Source organism: Tepidibacter sp., from assembly GCF_025210165.1.
Taxonomy (GTDB): Bacteria; Bacillota; Clostridia; order Peptostreptococcales; family Peptostreptococcaceae; genus Tepidibacter_A.
On sequence record NZ_JAOASI010000038.1, the window covers coordinates 1 to 25,818 of the forward strand.

Sequence of the window (25,818 nt, forward strand, 5' to 3'; positions counted from 1 at the left end):
AAGTAGCAAATGGAACAATAGTATCGGCATTAAAAGCTGCGTTAGCATCAGATAATAATGCAGAAATTAAAGTGTTAACAGCAACAGGTCAAACAACTGAAGCAACAGTAACGGATGCTGTGACTAATACGATGGTAGTTTTAGTAACTGCTGAAAATGGAGTAGAAAAGCAAGAATATACAATTACTGTAAATGCAGTATTAAGTGATAATACAGATATTAAAGTTGCAACAGGAAAAGATGCAGTTGTAACAGAAGTAAAGAATGATAATCATACAATGAAAGTAGCAAACGGAACAACAGTATCGGCATTAAAAACTGCGTTAGCATCAGATAATAATGCAGAAATTAAAGTGTTAACAGCAACAGGTCAAACAACTGAAGCAACAGTAACGGATGCTGTGACTAATACGATGGTAGTTTTAGTAATTGCTGAAAATGGAGTAGAAAAGCAAGAATATACAATTACTGTAAATGCGTAAATGCTCAGTAAGTATATTACTAAGCTTGTTTAGGTGATTGTTAAAAAATACAAAAGAGAGCATTTACTTTAATAATAGAGTAGATGCTCTTTTTTATACCCAAAAACCGAATCAATCCCATATTCAAACATATAACATAATAATAAACTTGCTAACTTATTAAAGAATTCAGTGAAAACAAATTTCATACAAAGGCAGTGAAATCAATACATTGAGTGAAATTAGTCAATCTGAAATAAAAATTGAATGCTAATTAATTAGCATTGGTTAAAAAAAATAGGCAATACTAATAGTATTTAAAAAGCTAAGTTCTATAATATGTATATATTGTATAAACATATAAAGAAACTAAATTACATAGGAGGAATTATATTGAAAAAAAAATTAAAATTTTGTCTTATTGAAAATATTGTACTAAATTACATTATATTCTTTATATTTTTTTATATAAACCCAACAAAAGATAATTTTATAAATATGAACATACATCCTCTGGTGATAGTAGTAGTTACTATGTCTCTTAGATATGGAAATTATCTAGGTGTTTTAAGTGCAACAATAGCATCTATAACATTTATTTATTCATATTGGATTTTGGGAAGAGATTTATTTCTATTTTTTATAGACTATTCATATTATAAATTTTTACTTATGTTCTTTCTTTCAGCTATAGTTTTTGGACGATTTAAAGATAATTATGATCTTAGTATTAGTAATTCAAAATTAGAATATGATATTTTGAGTGAAAAATATGAGAATTTAATGAAGGGATATGAAAAATTAAGATTTATAAAAGAAGAATTAAGAAAACAAATAGTTGGAGCTGAATATAGTATAGTATCCTTATATGAAATAGCATCATCTTTAGAAACATTAGATTCAGAAGAAATATATACAGAAATAATGCATATATTATCTAAATTTTTAAAAGCTAAAACAATGTCTATATATACTGTAAGTGAAGATAATAAATATCTAAGGTTAAAGTTGAAAAAAGGAGAAGGTAAGACAATACCTAATTCTATAAACATATTCAATAAGTTTTGCTTTAGAAAACTTATAAATAAAAAAATTCCTATAAAAAGAAATGGGAAGTGTCAAAATGAATTTCCACTGTTGTCTGGACCTATTATAAAAGATCATAGAGTCATAGCAGTTATAAATATAGAAAAAATGGATTTTGAGATGGTTACAGAGTATTCATTTAATTTATTTAAAGTAATTGTAGATTGGATAAATAAAGCATTAGTTCAAGCAATAGAAGTAGAGTTAGAACTTAATAAGAAGAAATACTATAAAGATACTAATATAATGAAATATGAATTTTTTAAAGAAAGACTTGAAGAGGAAAAAGAGAGAAAAGAAAGATATAATTTAGAGTATGGTCTTTTAAAATTTAAAAATAAAGATATAAGTATAGAGCATTTGGATAATAAATTAAATAAATTAATTAGAACTGTTGATATTATAGCTTATGATGAAAAAAACAATATAATTTATGTTTTACTACCTGTGACTCCTCAAAGTGTGTGGGAGAATATTGAAAAAAGAATACTACGGGGATTTGATTATGAGATTGAAAGGATAATATGATGAATGTAAAAAAAAGCATTATTTATATACTAGCTTTAATACTAATATGTGCAATTAATATACAACTAGTTAGGTATGGCATATTTGAAAAAACATTTGATGTTAACCAAAAATATAAAGAAGGTAAATTAAATTATATCTCTTCATCTATTCCAAAGAATTACCAAAAGATACTTGTGCTGTATTCTAATAAAGACAAAGGATCTAGTGATATATACAATAATATATATTATACATTTAATATGGCAAAGTTAAATTATAAGTTAATAGATATTGAAGCAGAAGAAGTTGAAAAAGAAATAGAAAAATTAAAAACAGATGATTTGTTAGTAATAGGAAGTGAAAGGCTTTATGAAATTAAAAATCCCAATATAATAAAACACTATATTAAAAATGGAGGTCATACTGTATTTTTAGTTAGAGCATTTTTCAATGAGTTTAATGATATAGTCGGAGTAAAAGAAAATAAAGGGTTTTTGAAAAAGTCTTTATATGGATTCAAATTTGAAAGAGAGATATTTCCAGGACTTGATGAACTAGAGATAAAAAGTAAAAAAGTAGTACATTCATCCTTAGATGTTATATTAAAGCAGGATGCAGATGTACTTGCAACATCTGAAAATAAGCCTATTATATGGACTAATAAGTATGGCAAAGGGAGAATCCTCTATGTAAACTCTACACTTTTAATGGATAAAGTAAATAGGGGGTTAATGCTACAGTATATTTCATATATAGGAGATTATTTTTTATCAACTATATTGAATGCCAAAATGGTTGATATTGATGATTTTCCTTCGCCTATAAAGCAAGGAAAGGATGAAGTTATATACTCTCAATACAATATGGACAATAATTCTTTTTATAAAAATATATGGTGGTCAGATATGTATAATTTTGCACAAAAGTATAATATAAAGTATACAGGACTTATAATAGGAACATATAGTGATAAAACTAAAAAACCTTTGAATGAATTAAATAAATTACAGCTTGAAGATATAAAATATTTTGGAAGAAGACTCTCAGAAGTTCAAGGAGAAATTGGAGTACATGGATATAATCATAATTCATTAGCTTTAAAGGGACAAATGAACTTTGAAGATTATGGATATAATGAGTGGGAATCTCAAGAGACTATGGAAGAATCATTAAAAATATTAAAGAATAGTATAGAAAATATGTATGGAAACATAAAAATATATACCTATGTTCCTCCTTCAAATATTATATCAAAGGATGGAAAAAATGCAGTTAAAAAAGTATTTAAAGAATTGAAGGTTTTTGCAGGGCTTTATACAGGGGAATCTGAAAATGGAGTGTTATATCAAGAGTTTGGAAAAGATCCAGATGTTTTAGGAATATATGATTTTCCAAGATTAAGCTCTGGTCAGGATTATAGCCCTGAACTTATGTGGGATATTTATAATGGGATAGCACACTACGGAATAGTTAATCATTTTATTCATCCTGATGATGTATTAGATAAAGAAAAATCAAAGGGAAGAACATGGAATGAAATGAAAAAAGATTTGAGCAATATATTTTCAGATATATATGACAGATTCTCTTTTTTAAGACCGATTACTAATATAGAAGCATACACAGAATATATTAAAAAGGAAGAGTTAAAAGTTTATATAACTAAAAAAGATAGTGTTATAAATATTTATCATGAAAATCTAATACCTCCTGCATATCATTATTTAAGAATAAAAGAAGATAAGATATCAAGAATTGATGGAGGTAAATTCACATTAATAGACAAAGATACAGGCCTTTACTTGATAGAGGCAAACGAACCTAAAATTGAAATAAAATTAAAATAGGTGATATTTATGAGTTTTTTTAATTCCATTAGTTATTTTATAGGAGTTATTTTAGAAATAACTATATATATTTTAACATATAGTTATGATTATTTAAGCTTAAGTATGTTTTTGTGTATACATATAGTTATTATATTAGCTATATATTTTATAAATAATATATTAATAAAAAATGATAAAGGACTGCCACTGTATTTAGGTATGTTCTTTTCTATAATTGGATTGGTAGTTTTATCAATTTTAGATTTGTTATTATTTTTAAATAAATCTAAAAATAATATAATAGAGGATTATGAAAAATATATAAAATATATGAATCAAATTATTATAAAAAACAAATTCGACTTTGAAAAAGAAATTAATATGACCTCGGCGTTAGATATTTTAAAATATTCATCTAATGAAAAGAAAAAAGATATTATCGTAAATCTTATTGAAGAAGATATTGATTTGAAAGTTAAAATACTTAAAACTGCTTTAAAAGACAAGGATCCAGAGGTTGTTCATTATGCGTCTTCAACATTAAATTTATTAGAACAAGAGTATGAACATGAAATAAATTATTTAATAGATTCTTATGATAAAAAAAGAGAGAAGGAGACATTAAAAAAACTAATAGAGGTATATGATAAATATTTAAACTCAGGACTACTTAGTAAACAGCTTAAAAATATTTTATTACAACAATATTTAGATATATTGATTGAATATTTAGATAAATTCGGTGAAGAATATAGACTTTTATTAGATATAGCTGATGTATATATGTGTCTAGGCAAACCACAAGAATCTATCAAAATATTAAAAAGATTATACGGAAATTATATAGAAGAATGTGAACACTATATTTATTATATGAAGGTATTTTTTATAATGGGGAATTATAAAGAAGTTTCTAATATAGCTAAAAAGATTATTGATTTAGATTTGGATATTCCCAATAAGTATAAACCTATTGTTGATTATTGGAAATAGAAAGAGGAAGATAGTATGGAAATTTGTATTTTATCAGAAGGTTCATATCCTTATATATCTGGAGGAGTTTCTTCTTGGATTAATCAACTAGTATATGAGATGAATGATAAAACCTTTAAAATAGTTTCAATAATGCCATCTAGAGAAAGTAATTTAGAGTATAAATATAAGATACCATCTAATGTTGTTGAAATTAAAACTATATATATGAATGATTATATTTATTTAGAGCCAAATAAAAAAATCAAAGAACCAAAACTTAATAAAAAAGAATTAATAGAGATAGAAAAATTTTTTACATTTGATAAAAATGTAGATTGGAATTTAATTATAAGTATAATGTCAAATAAAAATAAGTTTGGTGATTGTATAGAATTTTTGCAAAGCAGATTTTTTTGGAATATGATATTAAAATTTTATAAAGATAATTACAGTAATGAAGAATTTAATCAGTTTTTTTGGACTATAAGGTCTATGGTTATACCTTTTATAAATATAGTTCAAAGTGAACTTCCAAAAGCTGATATATACCATTCGGTATCTACTGGATATGCAGGTTTTTTAGGGTTATTATGTAAATTTAAAAATAATAAACCATTTATTCTAACAGAGCACGGAATTTATGCAAGAGAAAGAGAAGAAGAAATAATAAGAGCTAAGTGGGTTACAGGAATATATAAGAAGACATGGATAGATTTTTTTTATTATATATCAATAGGTGCATATAAAAGTGCAGATATAGTTGTATCTTTATTTGAAAGAAATAGAAGTATACAGCTTGAGCTTGGAAGTAATAAAGAAAAAACAATAGTAATACCTAATGGTGTAAATTTAAATAAATTTAAAGCAGAACATGAAGCTCATCAAGGATTTAATATAGGCGCGATTTTAAGAATAGTGCCTATAAAAGATGTGAAAACTTTAATAAGAGCTTTCAAAGTGGTTAAATCTATATTGCCTAAAGTTAAATTATATTTAATAGGACCATATGATGAAGATATAGAGTATTATGAAGAATGCTTAAAATTAGTTAAAAACTTAAGTCTTGAAGATAATATAGAGTTTACAGGAAAAGTAGATATAAAAAAATATTTAAAAAAATTAGATTTACTGGTTTTAACATCAATATCAGAAGGTCAGCCTTTAGTTATACTTGAAGGTATGGCATGTGAGATTCCATTTGTAGCCACTGATGTTGGAGCGTGTAGAGAACTATTAGAAGGAAAAAAAGATGATGATATAGGATTATCGGGAATAATAACTACTCCTGTTTCTCCAAGAAATACAGCAAATGCCATAATTAAATTAATAAAAGATAAAAATTTAAGAATACAGATGTCCCAAAATGGGAGAAAAAGAGTTGAAAAATATTATACAAATAAAATGTTTATAGAAAAATATAATGAAGTATATGAAAGTTTAAGGTGATTTTATGGCAGGAATAGGATTTACTTTAAAAAAATTGTTTAAAGAAGAATTTTTTACTACAAGGTTAAAGGCGTACATGTATTCATCAATAGTTGCAGCTGGACCTTGGATAGCAGCGGTTTTGACTGTTAATATACTTCTTTTTATGGCTGAGTATTATTTTAATGATATATCTCAAAAAGATTTATTTATGGGGACTATAGTTTATAGTTTTGTATTTTCTCAAATAATAACTGCACCGTGGCAACTATTAATTACTAGGTATATATCCGATAAACTATATATTAAGGATTATAATTATATAAAATCATCATTCATAGGACTTAGTAGGTTAGTATTTATAATAACTTATATTGTAGGATTTATTTATTACTATAAAAATCAATTACCTTTATATTATAGATTTATGGGACTTTCTTTATTTGTATTTATATCATTGATATGGATTATAATGGTTTATTTAAGTGCAATAAAAAATTATTCTATAATTTCATATGCTTATATAATTGGAGGCATAATTTCAGTTATATTATCATTTATATTTGTTAATTATCCTCTACAATTTAAAGAATATCCTATTGCAAGTGGATTACTTTTAGCATATTTAATTGGGATAATAGTTACTTATTCAATTTTATTATATAGTTTTTTCTCAACCTTTTATGTTAGTAATAATAAGGAGTATGATTTTATTAGATACTTAAGCAAATTTTATAATTTATTTTATATAGGTCTTTTTTATACATTGGGATTATGGATTGATGATATTTTAATGTGGTATTCTCCACTAGGAGTAGATATATATGAAACATATAAATATGCACCTCTTTATGATAATGCTGTATTTTTAGCATACTTAACTGTTATACCTACAATGATTCTTTTTATGGTATCTATTGAAACTGAATTTTATGATATGTATAAAAAGTATTATACTTTTTCAATGGGAAGTGGAACGTATGATGACATAGAAGTAGCGAGAAAACAAATGCAAAAATCTGTATACAAGCAAGTTGTATATACGATGGAAACTCAAACAATAATTTCATTAACACTAATAATCATATCTGGTAAAATATTTTCATACTTAGAGATTCCTATAATAATAAGAGACATATTTAGAATAGCTGCTCTTGGGGCTTTATGTAATATTTTCATATTAATAATAATTCTTATTTTACTTTATTTTGAATCAAGAAAATTTGCGTTAATTATAGCATCTTTGTTTATGTTATTAAATGGAGTATTTACTTTATATTTTATACCAAGAGGTATTGAGTTTTATGGATTTGGATATTTTGTAGGCTCCTTTATAACCTTAGCTGTAGCCATTGTAATAATGGTAAGATTTTTAAAAGATATAAATTATTATACCTTTGGAAAACAGCCAGTATTTATTGCAAAGGAAAAAGGTATATTTGTAAATATTGCCGATTACATGAATTTTTTGTCTAATAATTTTGAAAATAAATATAAAAAAAGGTGAAAGATATGGAATATGTATATACAATTATATTTATAATAGTTATAGCTTTAATTGGAACTTTTATTATCCCCATTAATGAAGCTTCTGGGACTAACTATAGTATGAAAAAATATAATAATACTGTAGAAGTTAAAAATAATATACAAAATTTCATAATATACTATGGAAATATAAATGATAATAAAATGAAAGAATTATCAAAGTATTCAGTTGTAATAATAGAACCTAAGAATATAACAAAAACTCAAGTTATTACCTTGAAAAATCTAGGAGTAAAAGTTTTAGGATATATATCAGTTGTTGAACAAAATGAAAATGATATAGATTTTCCAGTACTTAATCAGTCTTGGTTTTATAAACCAGAAAACAAAAAAATTAGAATTGATAAATGGGAATCTTGGTATATGGATATACGAAAAAAAGGTTATCAAAATTTCTTATTAGAACAATTGTATTTACAAATTATTAATAAAAACTTAGATGGAGTTTTTTTTGATACAGTTGGAGATATAGATGATTCTAATTGGAGTCAACTTGATAAAAAAACTATGAGAGAGAACTATGAGCAGTTTTTATCAAGAATAAAAAATAATTATAAAAACTTAGAAATTGTTCAAAATTGGGGATTTGAAACTGCAAAAAATTATTCGCAAAAATATATAGATGGGATAATGTGGGAAGGGTTTTCATTTGATCTTTTAAAAAATGATCAATGGTCTCAAAATAGAATTAAAGAGATTAATGCTATGAATATAGATTTTTATATTGTAACTCCTGTAAAAGAAAATATAAATAAAAATCCTTTAAACAGCAAACTATATGTATATTTTAGAAATAGTGATATTTATGATAGTACTGAATGAAGATAAGAGAGGGGACTACATTACATTTGTAGTCCTTTTAATTTTTAATATAGTTCACCATATTGCCATAAGAGTTTAAAGCATCTTTGTATCCTAGTTCATATAAATTGTTTATATTTTTATGATTTTTATCTAGTGTATTCAATTTGATAGATTGGCTTGGAGATATAACAAAGGCTTTACCATCCTTTTGTTGTTCATTAATATATTTTAATGAATCGTTGTATATATCGTAACAATTATCTATAGCTTGTATTAAAGTAGTGTTGTCTGTATAAAATTTTTTAGCTAGTTTTTTTAGATATCTAGGTTTTTTACTTGATTCTTCTTTACTTGTAAGAATTACTATATTTTTATTATTTCCATCATTCTGAGATTTTTTTATAGGTATTGGATCAGAAAGACCGCCATCTAAAAGCTGCATGTCGCAATAATCTACAATAGGACTTACAAAAGGTAAACTACAAGAAGCTCTTATAGCTTTTAATAAATCATCGCAATTGTGCCTATCAATATATACAGTTTTACCGTTCATGCAGTTAGTAGCAGTTATAATTAATTTTTCTGGAGCCTTATTAAAAGAATCAAAATCAAATAGTTCTAGTTTGTTCGGAATTTCATCGAATATAAAATCCATTCCAAGAACTGATTTATTATGTTTAAAAAAATTTCTCAAGTTTATATATCTTTTATCATTTAAATACTTAGTATAAAAAACTTTTCCAAAACCGTGTTGGTTAGATATATAAGCAGATCCATTACAGGCCCCAGCAGATACACCTATGGTATAAGGGAATTTTATTTTCTTTTCTATAAAAAAATCTATAACACCTGATGTATAAACTCCTTTCATTCCTCCTCCTGGAAGAATTAAACCTATATTTTTCATTTAATCACCTTCTTTTGTTAATATATAATATACATATTATTCCCTTTTTGATAAAAATATAGTATATTAAAGATGAACATTTAGTTCTATTGGATGAAAAAAATATGTCTGTTAATATTTAAATTAAGAAGCAGTTTAATTATATATTAAGGTATTAAAAATTTTTTATGCTTAAGAAAACTATATCATTTTTGATTTGTGGATAATATTGATGAAAGAGCTATACTTGAGACTATTTTTAAGCAATAGAGTCGTTAGACTTGTTGGAACTATGAGTCATCGCGTTAGCGAGTAGACGAATTTTTTTTGAGGAGGAAAGTTTATGAACTGGGTATTAAAAAAATTTGAAGAATTAAATATAAAAGAATTGTATAAAATTTTACAAGTAAGAAATGAAGTTTTTATATTAGAGCAGAAATGCCCTTATCAAGATTGTGATGGAAATGATGAAATATCATACCATTTATTTTTAGAGGATAATGAAGAAATATTGTGCTATCTAAGAATAATACCTAAAGAAATAGCTTATTATGAAGTATCTATAGGTAGAGTTTTAGTATCTAAGAATAAAAGAAAAAAAGGACTAGCTAGAGAAATGATGTTAATAGCAATTGATTTTATAGAGAGAAAATTAAATGAGAAGTCTATAAGAATATCTGCACAAAAATATTTGGTTAATTTTTACAAAAGTTTAGGATTTAAAGAAGTATCTGATGTTTATTTGGAAGATGGAATTGAGCATGTAGAGATGCTTTATATTAAGTAGACGAATTTTTTAGTATATAATATTAGCTGAAAAAGGAGCAAATATATGGGAGTTAAGGTTAGAGAAATAATTAAACTTGATAACTTAAAAAAATTTAAAATCATAACTGGAGAACGTGGTCTTGATAATAATATAGATAAGGTTGGAATATTAGAATATGAGGTTATGGATGATTTTAAAGATCTATTTAATAGAGGTGATTTTGTTATTACTAGTTTTTTCTTTGCCAAAGATGATATAAGCCTTGTCAAGAAATCTATAGATTTATTGGTTGAAAATTCTGTTGGAGCTCTTGCTATAAAAAATATATATTATGATAATTTGCCTGATGAAATAAAGGATTATGCTAATGAAAATTCATTACCAATATTCATATTCGACAAAGATATTATGTTTGAGAATGTAATAACTGACATTATGAACTGTATAAGAAACAAAGACAACCATAGATTATTTGAAAGTAAGATTGATGTAATAATAAATTCTGATTTAAGCAATGGTATCATAAGACAACTGACTCTGGAAATCAATAGTTATTTCAATGAAAATATAGCTGTATCATATTGTATATCCAAAAAGTATTTAAGTGAAGAAAATATTATAGATATAATAGGGGATATTAAAAGATTTAATAATATAGATGTAGGAGTGTCTATTTTAAAATATAAGATGGGGATACTTGTTATTTATAGCTACAAAAAAAATATTAAAACTAGCTTATATGAATATTTAGATTCTATTAATTTAAATAAGAATGATTATTATATAGCAATTAGTAATAATCATTCTTTAAAAGATATGAATATTGCCATAAAAGAAAGTATATACTGTATGAAGTATAATATGGTTGAATCAGATGAACAAATTTATTATAAAGATATTGGAATATATAAGATGATAATGCCTTTTGTAGATACTGTATGGGCAGAAAATTTTTATAAAGGTATAATAATGCCTTTGAAAAATTATGATGAAAGATTTAATTCTAGTATTCTAGATACTGCAATAAAATATATAGAGTATGATTGCAATATAAAGAAAACGGCCGATTCTATGTTTCAGCATGGAAATACTATAAGGTATAGAATAAATAAGATAAAGGAAATACTAGAAATGGAGAATTTAGAGGGAAGTTTTAATGAACAATTATCCATTGCTATAAAGATATATAAAGTACTAGGAACTGATATATAAAAGGTTTGTAAAAATCACAAAAATCTACTCTCTTCTTGTGAAAAATTACAAAGGTAAAGTGTGTTTAAAAATTGAATACTTGAAGATAGATAAAAAAGAGAAAAATAAATTAAGTTTTTCTCTTTTTTAGTACAAAAATACGAGGGGGAGTTTAGATGTTTAAGGTTAGAGTTTTAAATGAAGAGGTTATAAAGCAAGTCATTGATATGAAGCAGGTTATTGAGGCTATTGAAGAGGTGTATAGATTAAAGGCAAAACAAAAAACTGAGGTATTTGATATGGTATTTCATGAATTTGAAAGAGGAGTTGCTGATATGGATATCAAATCAGGACATCTCAAGGGAGAGGATATATTTGGGCTTAAGTTAGTTTCTTGGTTTAAGGACAATGAAGATAAGAAGTTACCTATGCTAATTGGAACTACTATGGTATTTGATAGCAAAACTGGAATGCCTATAGGAATATTAAATGCTGAGTATATAACTGGAATGAGAACGGGAGCTGCTGGAGCTATAGGGGCTAAGTATCTGGCAAGAGAAAATTGTACTGATTTATTAATGGTAGGGGCTGGACATCAGGCTAGTTTCCAAATAGCTGCAACATTGATAAGTATGCCAAATATAAAGAATGTTAGAATATATGATCCTATTGATTCAAATAATGCAATGAAGCTTGCCAACTCTATGAAGGATATATTAACAGATAAGTTTTTGTCTAAGTATGAAAATACAGATTTATACAATGATATTTCTAAGAAGTTTGATGTAAACTTTGAAGGAGTGGATGATTTAAAGTCATCTGTTGAGTTAAGTGATGTAATAATAACTGCAACACCATCTAGAAAACCACTTATTATGAAGGAATGGGTTAAAAAAGGAACTCATTTTAGCTGCGTAGGGTCTGATATGAATGGAAAGCAGGAAATAGATGAAAATATACTAGCTTGTGCTAGAGTTTATGTAGATGAAATGAATCAAGCTCTTGATGTAGGAGAGATTGAGATAGGAATTAAAAACAAAACAATAAGTAAAGAGGACATAATTTGTGAAATTGGGGATGTAATAATAGGTAGAGAAAAGGGAAGACTGAGTGATGAGGATATAACTGTTTATGATACTACAGGTATAGCACTTCAAGACCTTATGGCATCTAAAATTGTTTTAGATGCTGCGAAAGAGAAAAACTTAGGTGTAGAGGTAGATTTATAAGGGGGGATTACAATGAAGATTAAAGATTTTGGTGTTGAAATTTGGATGGGTCTTTATGAGAATGATTGCGATTATAATTTAGCAGAGACTTGTGTTGAATCATTAACTGTAAATCAACTTCTAAATTATACTGATAATAGAGAAAAAATATTAGATGAGATATATAATATGAAATTAACTTATGGTGAAATTGAGGGATCAGTTAAACTTAGAAATGAGATATCAACTCTTTATGAAAAAGTGGATATAGAAAATATAACTGTAACTCATGGAGCAATAGGTGCAAACTCATTAAGTATTGAAACTTTAGTTGATGCTGGAGATACTGTTATATCTGTGTTACCTACTTATCAGCAGCATTATTCTATTCCAGAATCAATTGGTGCTAATGTTAAAATACTGAAGTTAAGACCTGAGAATGAATTTTTACCTGATTTAGAAGAGTTAAAATCATACATAGATGATAAGACTAAGCTTATATGCATAAATAATCCTAATAATCCAACTGGAGCTTTAATGGATGAGGAATTTTTAAATGAAATAGTAGATATAGCTAAAGAATGTGATGCTTATATTCTTTGTGATGAGGTATATAGAGGGCTGAATCATAATGGAGAAAATTTCACAAAATCTATATTTGATTTATATGAAAAGGGAATATCTACTGGAAGTATGTCTAAAACATTCTCTTTAGCAGGGCTTAGAATTGGATGGGTAGTTGGGCCTAAAGATTTTATAAAAAAGGTTAATAAAAGAAGAGACTATAATATTATAAGTTGTGGAATGATTGATGATAGACTCTCAGTTGTAGCACTTGAGAACAAGGAAAAAATAATCAAGAGAAATTTAGATATAGTTAGAGGTAATGCACAACTTGTAGATGAATGGGTAAAAAATGAACACCTTATAGAGTACATAAAGCCAAAAGCTGGGACTACTGCTTTTTTAAAGTACGATTTTGATATGAAATCAGAAGAGTTTTGTCTTAGATTATTGAAAGAAAAAAGTGTAATGTTAGTTCCAGGAAGTGCACTTGATATGGAGGGGTATGTAAGACTTGGATTTGCGAATAACCCTGAAATTATAAAGGTTGGACTTAAGAAAATATCTGAGTTTTTGAAAGAGTTAAAGATAGGAAAGTCTAATGTTTAGTTATGAAGATATAGTAAATAGTAGAGATAGAATCAAGGACAAGGTGTATATTACTCCTTTAGAAAAGTCTATATATTTAAGTGATGAAAACACTAATTGCTATTTAAAATTAGAATCACTACAAAAGAGTGTAAGAAGTTTTAAAATAAGAGGTGTTATGAGTAAACTTACATCTTTAACTGACTATCAAAAGGAAAAGGGTGTAGTGGCTGTATCATCTGGAAATCATGCTATAGCACTTAGCTATTCATGTGGTATTATAGGAATCAAAAATTCTTTAGTATTTGTTCCTAAAAATACTCCAAAGGCTAAAATAGATAAAATAAATTATTTTGGAGCAAGTGTTAAGATTCTTGGAGATACTTTTGATGATGCTTATGAGTATGCCATGAACTACATAAATGAGAATGATATGGTCTATATAGATGCATTCTCAAGAGATGAAGTTGTTTACTCTGGACAGGGAACTATAGGTATTGAAATATTTGAACAAAATAAAAATATAGATACAATACTAGTTCCAATAGGAGGGGGAGGTCTTATAACAGGTATAAGTGTTGCAGCAAAGCATATTAATCCAAATGTTAAGATTATTGGACTCCAGACAAAATCATGCCCTGCTATGGTTAAAGCTTTAGAGAATAATACTTTTTATGAAACCTATCCAAGTGAAGATTCTGTATGTGAAGCTTTAATTGGAGGTGTTGGAGAAATCGCATATAAAATGGGAAGAGAATGTATAGATGAAATAATAGAGGTAGATGAAGAATTTATAAAAAAAGGAACATCTCATATGATTAAAAAAGAAAAAATAATTGCAGAGCCATCGAGTGCTATATGTGTTGGTGCAATACTCCAAAATCCAGATATAATAAAGGGGAAAAATGCGGTCTTAGTTATATCTGGTGGAAACATAGACGAGGAACTTATGATGAATATATTAAATAAGTATTAAGAGGTGATACGATGAAGTATATATCTAAAAGATACTTAAATAAAGCAATTACACCAATGGCAGAGAGTATGAATCATACAAGAAAGTATGAAGATTTGATAGACTTAAGTCTTGGAGATCATGACATTAATACAGATATTAGAATAATAGACAAAGCATTTGAAGATGCTAGAAATGGTCATACACACTATACTAATTCTTTGGGATATTTAGAACTTAGAGAGAAAATATGTGATTACTATAAAGATAAATATTCGTATAGTTTAGACACAAAAGAATGCATGATAACAACTAGTGGGTGCCATGCAATGTATTTGGTACTTGAAGCTTTATTAGATGATGGAGATGAAGTTATAATACATGAACCATATTTTACTCCATACAAAGAACAAGTTGAGATAACAAGAGGAAAACCTGTATTCTTAAAAACGTATGAGGAAGATGAATTTAAAATAAACATAGATAAATTAAAAGAATCTATGACCCATAACACAAAAGCAATAATACTTAATACTCCAAATAATCCAACTGGGGCGTGCTTTGATAAAGAGATATTACAGGAAATAGCTAATGTCTGTATAGAAAAAGATATAGTAGTTATTGCAGATGATATATACACACTATTTATGTATGAAGACGAGTTTATACCTATAACAACTTTAGAAAAAATGAGAGAAAGAACAATAACTATAGGAAGCTTTTCAAAGGATTATGCTATGACTGGTTGGAGAATAGGATATATTCTAGCACCTAGCTATGTTATACAAACTATAAGAAGTATAAATGAAAATAGTGTATTTACAGCTCCGTCAATATCACAACGAGCAGCGATTCACGCTCTTAGTATGAGAAATCAAGTTCAGCCACCTATAAAAGATGAGTATAAAAATAGAATTTATTATGCATATGATAGAATAAAAAGTATTCCAAATATATCTGTAATAAAGCCAAAAGGAAGCATATATTTGTTTGTAAATATAAAAAAGACAGGTCTTACATCAAAGGAAGTAGTAGATAGAATTTTAAATGAAGCACATGTTCTAACTATTCCTGGTGAAGCCTTTGGAGAAAGTGGAAGTGGGTATATAAGAATTGCTGTTACTCAGAATATTGATAGATTGAAAGAGGCATTTGATAGAATAAGTGCTATGGACATATTCTTGGGTTAATATTCAAAATATTGTTGACTCTTGTCAGAATATCTGTTAAAATCTTTAAAAGTGATTAATCAGAAAATATAGAAAACTTTCAAAAAAATAATATAAACAATATGATATAGAGGCCGCGGTTGTAAAGAGTACAGTATATTGGAAAGGGCCAACCGCCGAAATACATAAATTTTGTGTATTGGGGCTATGTTTAATAAGCATAGTACTGTCTTTAGAAAATAGCCCAATTTTCTAAAGGAGTACTTATCATATTGGGGCAAAAGGAATTATTGTTTTTGTATAAAATATATTTTAATTTTGTATAAAACAGTCATGAGTACCTTTTGCTCATGACTGTTTTTTTAATGGAAAATTGGAAATATTAAAATATACAAGAAGAGGTGAATTATGATGAAATTATTTGGAACTATGAATATAAATAATAGAGGGAATTTTGAAATAGGTAGTTGTGATGTTGTTAGTTTAGCTAAAGAGTATAAAACTCCATTATATGTAATGGATGAGGAACTAATTAGAAATAATTGCAAATTATTTAATGAAAATTTTTCAGCAAAAGGAATTGATACTGAGGTAATATACGCTTCTAAAGCATTTTTGAATTTAGCCATATGTAAAATTATAAAAGAGGAGGGCCTATCTTTAGATGTTGTTTCAGGAGGAGAATTATATACAGCACTAAAAGCAAATTTTCCTCCAAGTAAGATTTATATGCATGGGAACAATAAAACAGAAGATGAACTGATTTTTGCAATTGAATCAGGTGTAGGTAGAATAATTATAGATAATAGACAAGAACTAGAGTTATTAGATAATTTATGTGAAGAATTGGATAAAGATATAGATGTTTTATTAAGAGTGAATCCAGGTATAGAGGCACATACACATAAATATATTCAGACTTCTAAAAATGATTCAAAGTTTGGTGAATCAATATTTAGTGACGATATTCAGTTTATAATAAATAAATTTCAAATGAGTAATAGAGTAAATTTAAAGGGATTTCATTGTCATATAGGATCTCAAATTTTTGAAGAAAATTCGTTCCATTCAAGTGCTTTAGTTATGATTGAGTTTATGAAAGAAATAGAAAATAAGTGTGACTTTGTTACTGAAGAATTAAATTTAGGTGGAGGATTTGGAGTTCGTTATTCGCATGAAGATGATCAAATAGATATAAAAAAATGTCTTAATAATCTACTTATATTAATAAAAGATAGAATCGAAAATATGAATATGAGCATGCCAAAATTGATGATAGAACCAGGAAGATCTATAGTAGCTAATGCAGGAACTACACTTTATAAAATAGGGGGGACTAAACAAACATATGGAGGTAAACAATATATGTTTGTTGATGGAGGTATGACTGATAATCCAAGAACAGCATTATATGATGCTAAGTATGAAGCTGTTGTTGCTAATAAAATGAATTTTGAATATGACGAAATATATACTATTGCAGGAAAGTGCTGTGAGTCTGGAGATATTATAATAAAAAATATTGAACTTCCAAAAGTTGAAAGAAATGATGTACTAGCTGTTTTAAGCACTGGTGCATATAATTACAGTATGTCAAGTAATTATAATAGGCTTTTAAAGCCAGCAGTAGTGTTTGTTAAAGATGGAAAGTCAAGACTTGTAGTTAAAAGAGAAACGTATGAAGATCTTATTAGAAATGATATACAATTTTAAAACTAAAGGGGGCAGTTAGTATGGCTACAATAGTTCAAAAATACGGAGGAACTTCTGTAGGAAGTATAGATAAAATGAAAGATATTGCAAAAAAAGTAATAAAGCAAAGAGATAAAGGAAATGATGTGGTAGTTGTAGTTTCTGCTATGGGAAAAAGCACTGATAGATTAGTTGAAATGGCTAAAGAAATTTCACAAAATCCATGTAAAAGAGAGTTAGATATGCTTATGTCTACAGGAGAACAAGTTTCTATCTCATTATTATCAATGATATTTAAGGAACAAGGATACGATTCAATATCTTTAACGGGTTTTCAAGCAGGAATAAAAACAGAAGGATTTCACACTAAAAATCGTGTTGCGGAAATTAATATTGATATTATTAAAAATCATTTGAGTGAAGGAAAAGTAGTTGTTGTAGCAGGTTTTCAAGGTATAAATGAGAATGGTGATATAACAACTTTAGGAAGAGGAGGATCGGATACTACAGCAGTTGCTTTAGCTGCAAAGCTTAATTGTACTTGTGAGATATATACTGATGTAGAGGGTATTTATAGTGTTGATCCTAGAGTATATTCTAAGGCTAAAAAATTAGACTATATAAGCTATGAGGAAATGATGGAGCTATCAAGCTTAGGAGCAGGAGTAATGGAAACAAGAGCAGTTGAAATAGGTTTTAAATATAATATACCTATTTATGTTGCATTAAATAAAGGAGATATAAAAGGAACTTATATAAAGGAGTATGATGAAAATATGGAGCAAAAAGTAATAACAGGTCTTACGAGTACTGATGATGTTTTGATGGTTACTATGAACAATGTTTTATATAATTCTAAGAATATAGCAACTATATTTGATAAGTTATCACAAAATAATGTTAATATAGATATGATAAGTCAAACAGCACCTAGGGATGGATATATAAATGTTTCTTTTACCACATTTAGAGATGATATAGGGATTGTTCATAGTGTAGTAAATAAATTGAAAAATGAAATAAAAGATATAGAAATACATGTGGAATCCAATATAACTAAGATATCTGTTGTTGGAATAGGTATGATGAATCAATCAGGAGTTGCAGCTAAGGTATTTAAAATATTTGCAGATAATGATATTGAATTTAAGCAAGTTACAACTTCTGAGATAAGTATATCCTACACTATAGATTCAAGAGAGAAAGGAAAGGCAATAACTGTAATAGCAAAAGAATTTGATTTATAGGATGAAAAGTAGTTGCATAAAATTTATTAAGGTGTTGCAATATGAATAACAATTTAGCGGTTTAATGAATTGAAGTGATAAAGTGAAATTGAGGAGAGGTGCTTGATATGAAAAATTTAGTTTTAGTAAAATCGAATTTAAACTTAAGACATCATCATAGATTTAAGGATTTGTAATAATGAGCTAAAAATAGTTCATAGATACAAGTCCTAGTTATTTTGCAAAAAATATAGGATTTGTATCTATGATGGTTTAATATAAGTGTTTATAATATTAAAAAGCCATGTAGGTATATACCTATATGGCTTTTTTGTATATTAAGGAAAGGTAGGAGATTTAATGGAATTTTTAAAAATTAAAGATGAAATAGATTATTTAAATAAGAGATATAAGATAACAAGAGAAATAGAAGATATGTTTATAGATGATGGATGCATTAATATAGAACCTTCGATTTTTGAAGACTATGATAACTTTATGTTTGTTAACAAGAGAATAAAAAAAGAATCTATGGTAAAGGTTTTGAATGGAAATTCAAATATATTAATTTTAAGACCAGATATTACAATGAACATAATAAAAAATTTGATTCCAAGATGGGAAGACGATTTGAAGCTTAAGTTGTTTTATAATTCTACAATTTTTAGAAATAAAGCTGGTTTAAATATTAAGGAATTTAGACAAATGGGAATTGAATATATAGGAGAATCGTCTATGAAAGCAGATAGAGATTTGATTGGGATAGCTCTAAAGGTTTTAAAAAAATATAACAACAGCTTTATTTTAGAAATTGGAAACAGCAAGTATGTTGATGAAATATTAAGAGTGATTGATTTAGAAGAAAGTGTTGAAAAAGAATTAAAAAGTCTAATTTATAAAAAAAATAAGATCGAACTAATAGATTATGTCGGAAATTTAAATATAAAAAAAGAAATATGCGAGTTGTTATCTAATATTTTAGATTTCCAGGGAAATATAGAAGAAATTATAAAAAAAGCTGAAAAATTTTATATGAGTGATGAAATGAAAAAATCTATAGAGGATCTTAAAGATTTGAATGAATTTATTAGAGAGTATGGATATTTAAAAAATATACATTTTGATTTATCTATGGTTGCAGAGTTAGATTATTACGAAGGGATAGTATTTAAAGGTTATTATGAAAATTCATATAGAGAAATTATAAGTGGAGGAAGATATGATTCTTTAACAGAGTTATTTGGTGAAAAAGTTTCAGCAATAGGGTTCTCAATAGATATAGATGAATTAATTAAAGTTCTCAATAAGAAAGGTGATGGAAATTGGATTATATAACTATAGCTCTTTCAAAAGGAAGAATAGGAAAACAAGCTGATAATGTATTTAAAAAAATAGGGTTAGGGGATTGTATAGATTTAGATTCTAGAAAGCTTATTTTTAAAGATGATATAAATAAAATTAATTATATATATGTTAAAGCATCTGATGTGGTTACATATGTAGAAAAAGGAGTTACGGATTTAGGAATAGTGGGGAAAGATACAATTTTAGAAAGTGATACAAATGTATATGAAATTTTTGATTTGGGATTTGGTAAATGTAAATTTTCAATAGCTGGTATAAAAGGAGAAAAGATATATATAAAAGATGATATTTTAAAGGTTGCAACTAAATACCTTGAAATAGCTAAAAAATACTTTAACGAAAGACAGCAAAAAATCGAGATAATAAAGCTTAATGGTTCTGTAGAATTAGCACCTTTAGTAGGACTTTCTGATGTGATTGTTGATTTAGTTGAAACAGGAAATACTTTAAAAGCTAATGGACTTGAGGTAATAGAAGATATGTTTAATATAAGTGCAAGGTTAATATCTAATAGAGTAAGTTATAGATTTAAGTTTGATAGAATTCAAAATATTATTAAATCATTAAACGAAAATATGGAGGGATAATATGATACGAATAATAGATTCAATAAAAGATAGCGGGTTTTTAAAAAAGCTTTTAGATAGAAGTCAATTTGAATTTGAAGAAGTAAATAAAGTAGTTGATGAAATTTTATTTAATATTAGAGAAAGAAAAGATGAAGCTTTGAAAGAATATACATTGAAGTTTGACAAAGTAGAAATAGATAATTTTTTAGTATCTCAAGAAGAAATAGATAATGCATTTAAAAATATAGATGATAATTTGAAAAATGATCTTTTAAGGGCTAAAGAAAATATTGAAAAATATCACACCAAGCAGTTGAAAGCATCTTATACATTACATGATGGAGAAGATATAATTTTAGGTCAAATTATAAGACCTATAGAAAAAGTTGGTATATATGTTCCTGGTGGAAGTGCAGCATATCCATCTACTGTTTTAATGAATGCAGTACCTGCAAAAATAGCTGGAGTTAAGGAAATAGTTATGATAACTCCTCCTAATAAAGAAGGAAAGATAAAAGATTCTGTTCTTGTAGCAGCTTCTATAGCTGGAGTAGATAAGATATACAAGGTAGGAGGAGCACAGGGAATAGGGGCACTTACTTTTGGAACAGAAAGTATACCCAAGGTATCTAAGATAGTTGGGCCTGGGAATATATATGTTGCTATGGCTAAAAAGAAAGTTTCAGGATATGTAGGAATAGACATGATTGCAGGACCTAGTGAAATTTTAATAATTGCAGATGAATATGCAAATCCAAAATATATAGCTGCTGATTTAATATCTCAAGCAGAGCATGATGAAATGGCAGCATCAATACTTGTTACAGATTCACAAAAGCTTGCAAAAAAAGTGGAAGAAGAATTAAAAATACAATTTGAAATGCTTCAAAGAAAAGAAATAATAAAAAAATCTCTTGAAAATTATGGATCAATAATAATAACAAGCTCTATGAACGAATCAATAAAAATAGCTAATGAAGTAGCACCAGAACATTTAGAAATACTTACAAAAAATCCTTTTGACTTATATAAACAAGTGAAAAATGCTGGAGCAATATTTCTTGGAGAATTCTCTCCAGAACCACTAGGAGATTATTTTGCAGGGCCAAATCATACGTTGCCTACTAGTTCAACTTCTAAATTTGCATCACCTTTAGGAGTTGAGGATTTTTTAAAGAAAACTTCATTAATATATTACAGCAAAGAAGCTTTAATGAAGTCAAAAGATTCTATTATAAGAATTGCAGAGGATGAGGGGTTAACGGCACATGCCAATTCCATAAAAGTAAGATTTGAATAGGGGGTATTAATATGGAATTAGTAAAAGAAAGTATAAAAAATTTAAAGGAATATAAGACGAATAATAATGAGTTTAAAATAAAACTTGATGCTAATGAAGGTAAAAATATTTTATTACAAGACATATACAAAGAGGGAATCAAGTTCAATGAAGACTTTAACCTAAATTTTTATCCAGATAATGATGCATATCTTTTAAAACAAGAAATAAAGAAATATCTAAATATTAATATTTCAAATATTATAGCTGGAAATGGTTCTAGCGAGATGATAGAACTTGTGATAAAGAGTTTTGTAGATAAGGGAGAAACTATCTTAAGTCCTATTCCTACATTTAGTATGTACTCAGTATTTAGTCAAATATATTCAGCTCAATTTATAGGAATTCAAAGTAATGAAGATTTTAGAGTAGATATAGATAAATTGATTGAAAAATCAAATGAACTAAATCCTAAGGTAATATTCATATGTAATCCAAATAATCCAACAGGAAACTTAATAATTAAAAACGATATTAAAAAGCTTTTGGAAAATACAAATGGATTAGTAGTTGTAGATGAAGCCTATATGGAATTTGCAGATGGATCAATGGTTGATGAAATTTCAAATTATGAGAATTTAATAGTTTTAAGAACATTGTCAAAGGCATTAGGGCTTGCAGGTATAAGGCTTGGATATATGATATCTAATCAAAAAATAATAAATATTATAAATAAGGTAAAATCACCTTATAATTTAAACTCTATTTCTCAATATATAGGAGTAAAGGCTCTTGAAAATAAAGATGAAATTTTCGAGTATATTGAAGCAGTAAAAAAAGAAAGGGAATTTTTATATAAAGAATTAAATGAAATGAAAATAAAAGTTTATAAATCTTATGCAAACTTTATATTTTTTAAAACAGATATAAAGAACTTATATGAAAAGTTTATAGATTATGGAATACTAATAAGAAAATTTTCTGATGAACTTGAAGGCTATTATAGAGTTAGTGTAGGAAATAAAAATGAGAATAGAATGTTTATCAAAATATTAAAGGAGATAATTGAAAATGAGAAAAGCTAAAGTACAAAGAAAAACTCTTGAAACTGAAGTTTTAGTAGAAATAGATTTAGATGGAAGTGGAAAAAGTGAAATTGATACAGGTATAGGCTTTTTAGATCATATGCTTACTTTGATGGCTTTTCATGGCAGTTTTGATTTGAAAGTAAAAAGCATAGGAGATACATATGTAGACGATCACCACACAGTAGAGGATATAGGGATAACATTAGGAGAAGCTTTTATTAAGGCTTTAGGTAATAAAAAAGGAATAAAAAGATATTCAAATCTTTATATTCCAATGGACGAAAGCTTGTGTCGAATAGCTTTAGATATAAGTAACCGACCTTATTTAGTATTTGATATTGATTTTAAAAGAGAAAAACTGGGCAGTATGGATACTCAGAACTTTAAAGAATTTTTTAAGGCTTTTGTAAATGAAGCTAAAGTAACGCTTCATATAGATGTTTTATATGGAGAAAATGACCATCATAAGATAGAAGCAGTATTTAAGGCATTTTCAAGAGCATTAAATGAAGGGGTGCAAATACTTTCAGATAAAGTATCATCATCAAAGGGGGTTTTATAGTTGAATATAATAATTGATTATGGACTTGGAAATTTAGAGTCTGTATCTAGAGCATTTGAAATGGTAGGAGTAGAAACAAAAATTTCAAATGATATAAATGAAATAAATAATGCTAACTCAATTATTTTGCATGGAGTTGGAGCATTTAGAGATGCTATAAATTCACTTAAGGATATGAAGTTAATACCAGTAATAAAAGAACATGTAAATAAAGGAAAGTTTTTAATAGGGATATGCTTAGGAATGCAGCTTCTTTATGAAAAAAGCTATGAAAATGGAGAATATGAGGGTCTAGGTCTTATAAAAGGAAATATAGAAAAACTGGATATAGATTTAAAAGTTCCTCATATGGGTTGGAATAATATTAAGTTTAATAAAAAAGATGAAATATTGAAATATATAAATGAAGATGATTATGTGTATTTTGTACATTCTTATTATGCGAATTCTTCAAATGAAGAACTTGTGGTGTATACAGACTATGAAAAAACTATTCCTTCTATCGTCAGAAAAAATAATATTTATGGTATTCAATTTCATCCAGAAAAAAGCTCTAAAGTGGGGGCTAATATACTAAAAGCATATGGGGAGATGATAAAATGATAATTTTTCCAGCAATAGATATAAAGGATAATAAATGTGTAAGACTATTTCAAGGAGATTTTAATAAAATTAATATATATTCTAATGATCCATTTGATATGGCAGTTAAGTGGAAAAGTGAGGGAGCTTCATTTTTACATTTAGTCGATTTAGATGGTGCTAGAAATGAAGAAGTTATTAACAAAAAGTCTATAGAAAAAATATCTAAAAATATAGGAATACCAGTACAAATAGGTGGAGGAGTAAGAAGTGAAGAAAAGGTTAAAAACTTAATTGACATTGGAGTAGAAAGGGTAATAGTTGGAACTATTGCAGTTGAAAATAAAGAACTTCTGAAAAAATTAGTTTCTAAGTATAAAGAAAAAATAGTAGTTTCTATAGATGCTAAAAATGGTAAAGTAGCTCTTAGAGGATGGGAAGTAGTAAGTGATGTAGATTCTATAGATTTATGTAAAGAACTCGAAGAAATAGGTGTGAAAACAATAGTATATACTGATATATCTAAAGATGGAATGCTTGAAGGTCCTAATTTTGAAATATATAAATTATTATCTGAAAGAACATCTTTGAATATAATAGCTTCTGGAGGTATAAGTTCAATTGATGACATAAAAAAACTTAAGAATATGAATATATATGGAGTTATAACAGGAAAAGCTCTTTATGATAATAAAATGGAATTTAAGGAGGCATTAAAATGCTCACAAGAAGAATAATACCTTGCTTAGATGTAAGAAATGGAAGAGTGGTTAAAGGAAAAAAATTTAAAAATATAATAGATGTAGATAGTCCGGAAATTCTAGGTAAATACTATAGTGCTTGTGGAGCTGATGAGCTTGTATTTTATGATATAACAGCATCCAATGAAGAAAGAAAAACATCTCTAGAATTTGTATCAAAGGTTGCTAAGAATATAAATATTCCATTTTGTGTAGGTGGAGGAGTATCTTCAATTAATGATTTTACAGATATTTTAAGAAGAGGAGCAGATAAAGTATCTATTAATTCTTCTGCTGTTAAAAATCCAGCTTTAATCAAAGAGGCCTCTTTAAAGTTTGGTGCACAATGCGTTGTTTTATCTATGGATGTTAAGAAAAATGAAAAAGGTTCTTGGAGTGTATATATAAAGGGTGGAAGAGAAAAGACAGATTTAGATGCAATAAAATGGGCTGTAAAAGGAGTCGAACTTGGAGTAGGAGAAATAGTTGTAAATAGTATAGATGAAGACGGGATGAAAAATGGATATGATATTGAGCTTTTAAAAAAAATTACTAGTGTAGTAAACGTACCTGTAATTGCATCAGGAGGAGCAGGTAGTATGAAGGACTTTTATGATGCTGTAGAATATGCAAATATTGATGGAATATTAGCAGCTTCTGTATTTCACTTTGGAGAAATTAAAATAAAAGACCTTAAGAAATACTTAAAGGATGAAGGGGTAGAAATTAGAATTTAGGAGGGATACT

General features: G+C 27.0%; 24 protein-coding genes and 1 riboswitch. Of the genes, 23 read left to right on the forward strand and 1 reads right to left on the reverse strand.

Annotated elements, in window-relative coordinates:
• The 7 genes from N4A48_RS05785 to N4A48_RS05815 form a co-directional block, all read left to right on the forward strand.
• On the forward strand, nt 1-482 hold a 482-nt coding region (locus N4A48_RS05785), incomplete at its 5' end, for a hypothetical protein (RefSeq protein WP_293664892.1).
• A gap of 372 nt (nt 483-854) precedes the next feature.
• Entirely contained in the window at nt 855-2,075 is a 1,221-nt protein-coding gene (locus tag N4A48_RS05790) for a hypothetical protein (protein ID WP_293664893.1), read from the forward strand.
• Nucleotides 2,075-3,904 (forward strand): DUF2194 domain-containing protein, encoded by a 1,830-nt coding sequence (locus N4A48_RS05795; RefSeq protein WP_293664894.1) that lies wholly within the window; start codon nt 2,075-2,077, stop codon nt 3,902-3,904. The genes N4A48_RS05790 and N4A48_RS05795 overlap by 1 nt, the downstream gene beginning before the upstream one ends.
• A gap of 9 nt (nt 3,905-3,913) precedes the next feature.
• On the forward strand, nt 3,914-4,879 hold the full coding sequence (locus tag N4A48_RS05800) for a hypothetical protein (protein ID WP_293664896.1): 966 nt from the start codon (nt 3,914-3,916) through the stop codon (nt 4,877-4,879).
• A gap of 15 nt (nt 4,880-4,894) precedes the next feature.
• A complete protein-coding gene (gene pelF, locus N4A48_RS05805; RefSeq protein ID WP_293664897.1) occupies nt 4,895-6,307 on the forward strand; it encodes a GT4 family glycosyltransferase PelF in 1,413 nt (470 codons plus the stop codon).
• Nucleotides 6,308-6,311: 4 nt separating this feature from the next.
• Nucleotides 6,312-7,793: an exopolysaccharide Pel transporter PelG gene (pelG, locus tag N4A48_RS05810; protein ID WP_293664898.1), complete on the forward strand. Its 1,482-nt coding sequence runs from the start codon at nt 6,312-6,314 to the stop codon at nt 7,791-7,793.
• Between the two features lie 5 nt (nt 7,794-7,798).
• Nucleotides 7,799-8,656, forward strand: a complete 858-nt coding sequence (locus tag N4A48_RS05815) for an endo alpha-1,4 polygalactosaminidase (RefSeq protein WP_293664899.1) — start codon at nt 7,799-7,801, stop codon at nt 8,654-8,656.
• A 37-nt stretch (nt 8,657-8,693) separates the two neighbouring features.
• Here the strand turns inward: N4A48_RS05815 and N4A48_RS05820 are convergent, their stop codons facing one another.
• Nucleotides 8,694-9,545 (reverse strand): patatin-like phospholipase family protein, encoded by an 852-nt coding sequence (locus tag N4A48_RS05820; protein WP_293664900.1) that lies wholly within the window; start codon nt 9,543-9,545, stop codon nt 8,694-8,696.
• Between the two features lie 322 nt (nt 9,546-9,867).
• Between N4A48_RS05820 and N4A48_RS05825 the strand changes: the two genes are divergently transcribed.
• From N4A48_RS05825 to hisF, 16 genes are all read left to right on the forward strand, one after another.
• Nucleotides 9,868-10,311 (forward strand): GNAT family N-acetyltransferase, encoded by a 444-nt coding sequence (locus N4A48_RS05825; protein ID WP_293664901.1) that lies wholly within the window; start codon nt 9,868-9,870, stop codon nt 10,309-10,311.
• A gap of 45 nt (nt 10,312-10,356) precedes the next feature.
• Nucleotides 10,357-11,505 carry a PucR family transcriptional regulator gene (locus N4A48_RS05830; protein WP_293664902.1) on the forward strand — a complete coding sequence of 383 codons (1,149 nt, stop codon included), beginning with the start codon at nt 10,357-10,359 and terminating at the stop codon, nt 11,503-11,505.
• 155 nt (nt 11,506-11,660) lie between these two features.
• On the forward strand, nt 11,661-12,713 hold the full coding sequence (locus N4A48_RS05835; RefSeq protein WP_293664903.1) for an ornithine cyclodeaminase family protein: 1,053 nt from the start codon (nt 11,661-11,663) through the stop codon (nt 12,711-12,713).
• Between the two features lie 12 nt (nt 12,714-12,725).
• Nucleotides 12,726-13,865, forward strand: coding sequence for an aminotransferase (locus N4A48_RS05840; RefSeq protein ID WP_293664904.1), 1,140 nt, complete (start codon nt 12,726-12,728; stop codon nt 13,863-13,865).
• Nucleotides 13,858-14,820 (forward strand): threonine ammonia-lyase, encoded by a 963-nt coding sequence (locus N4A48_RS05845; protein ID WP_293664906.1) that lies wholly within the window; start codon nt 13,858-13,860, stop codon nt 14,818-14,820. Before N4A48_RS05840 ends, N4A48_RS05845 begins: the two co-directional genes overlap by 8 nt.
• Nucleotides 14,821-14,831: 11 nt before the next feature.
• Nucleotides 14,832-15,989, forward strand: coding sequence for a pyridoxal phosphate-dependent aminotransferase (locus tag N4A48_RS05850; protein WP_293664907.1), 1,158 nt, complete (start codon nt 14,832-14,834; stop codon nt 15,987-15,989).
• A 99-nt stretch (nt 15,990-16,088) separates the two neighbouring features.
• Nucleotides 16,089-16,241, forward strand: a riboswitch (Lysine riboswitch).
• Between the two features lie 135 nt (nt 16,242-16,376).
• On the forward strand, nt 16,377-17,681 hold the full coding sequence (gene lysA / locus N4A48_RS05855) for a diaminopimelate decarboxylase (protein WP_330665058.1): 1,305 nt from the start codon (nt 16,377-16,379) through the stop codon (nt 17,679-17,681).
• A 20-nt stretch (nt 17,682-17,701) separates the two neighbouring features.
• Complete coding sequence (locus N4A48_RS05860) at nt 17,702-18,907, forward strand: aspartate kinase (RefSeq protein WP_293664908.1); 1,206 nt, start codon at nt 17,702-17,704, stop codon at nt 18,905-18,907.
• Nucleotides 18,908-19,246: 339 nt separating this feature from the next.
• Nucleotides 19,247-20,221: an ATP phosphoribosyltransferase regulatory subunit gene (locus tag N4A48_RS05865; RefSeq protein WP_293664909.1), complete on the forward strand. Its 975-nt coding sequence runs from the start codon at nt 19,247-19,249 to the stop codon at nt 20,219-20,221.
• A complete protein-coding gene (hisG, locus tag N4A48_RS05870) occupies nt 20,209-20,838 on the forward strand; it encodes an ATP phosphoribosyltransferase (RefSeq protein WP_293664910.1) in 630 nt (209 codons plus the stop codon). The genes N4A48_RS05865 and hisG overlap by 13 nt, the downstream gene beginning before the upstream one ends.
• Before the next feature lies 1 nt (nt 20,839).
• The gene (gene hisD / locus N4A48_RS05875; RefSeq protein WP_293664911.1) at nt 20,840-22,120 is read left to right on the forward strand and encodes a histidinol dehydrogenase; all 1,281 of its coding nucleotides are present in this window, start codon (nt 20,840-20,842) and stop codon (nt 22,118-22,120) included.
• A gap of 11 nt (nt 22,121-22,131) precedes the next feature.
• Nucleotides 22,132-23,184, forward strand: coding sequence for a histidinol-phosphate transaminase (gene hisC, locus N4A48_RS05880; protein WP_293664912.1), 1,053 nt, complete (start codon nt 22,132-22,134; stop codon nt 23,182-23,184).
• The gene (hisB, locus tag N4A48_RS05885) at nt 23,171-23,749 is read left to right on the forward strand and encodes an imidazoleglycerol-phosphate dehydratase HisB (RefSeq protein WP_293664913.1); all 579 of its coding nucleotides are present in this window, start codon (nt 23,171-23,173) and stop codon (nt 23,747-23,749) included. The genes hisC and hisB overlap by 14 nt, the downstream gene beginning before the upstream one ends.
• Complete coding sequence (gene hisH, locus N4A48_RS05890) at nt 23,750-24,352, forward strand: imidazole glycerol phosphate synthase subunit HisH (protein WP_293664914.1); 603 nt, start codon at nt 23,750-23,752, stop codon at nt 24,350-24,352.
• Nucleotides 24,349-25,068, forward strand: coding sequence for a 1-(5-phosphoribosyl)-5-[(5-phosphoribosylamino)methylideneamino]imidazole-4-carboxamide isomerase (gene hisA / locus N4A48_RS05895; protein ID WP_293664915.1), 720 nt, complete (start codon nt 24,349-24,351; stop codon nt 25,066-25,068). Before hisH ends, hisA begins: the two co-directional genes overlap by 4 nt.
• Complete coding sequence (hisF, locus tag N4A48_RS05900) at nt 25,050-25,808, forward strand: imidazole glycerol phosphate synthase subunit HisF (protein ID WP_293664917.1); 759 nt, start codon at nt 25,050-25,052, stop codon at nt 25,806-25,808. Before hisA ends, hisF begins: the two co-directional genes overlap by 19 nt.
• Nucleotides 25,809-25,818 lie beyond the last annotated feature (10 nt).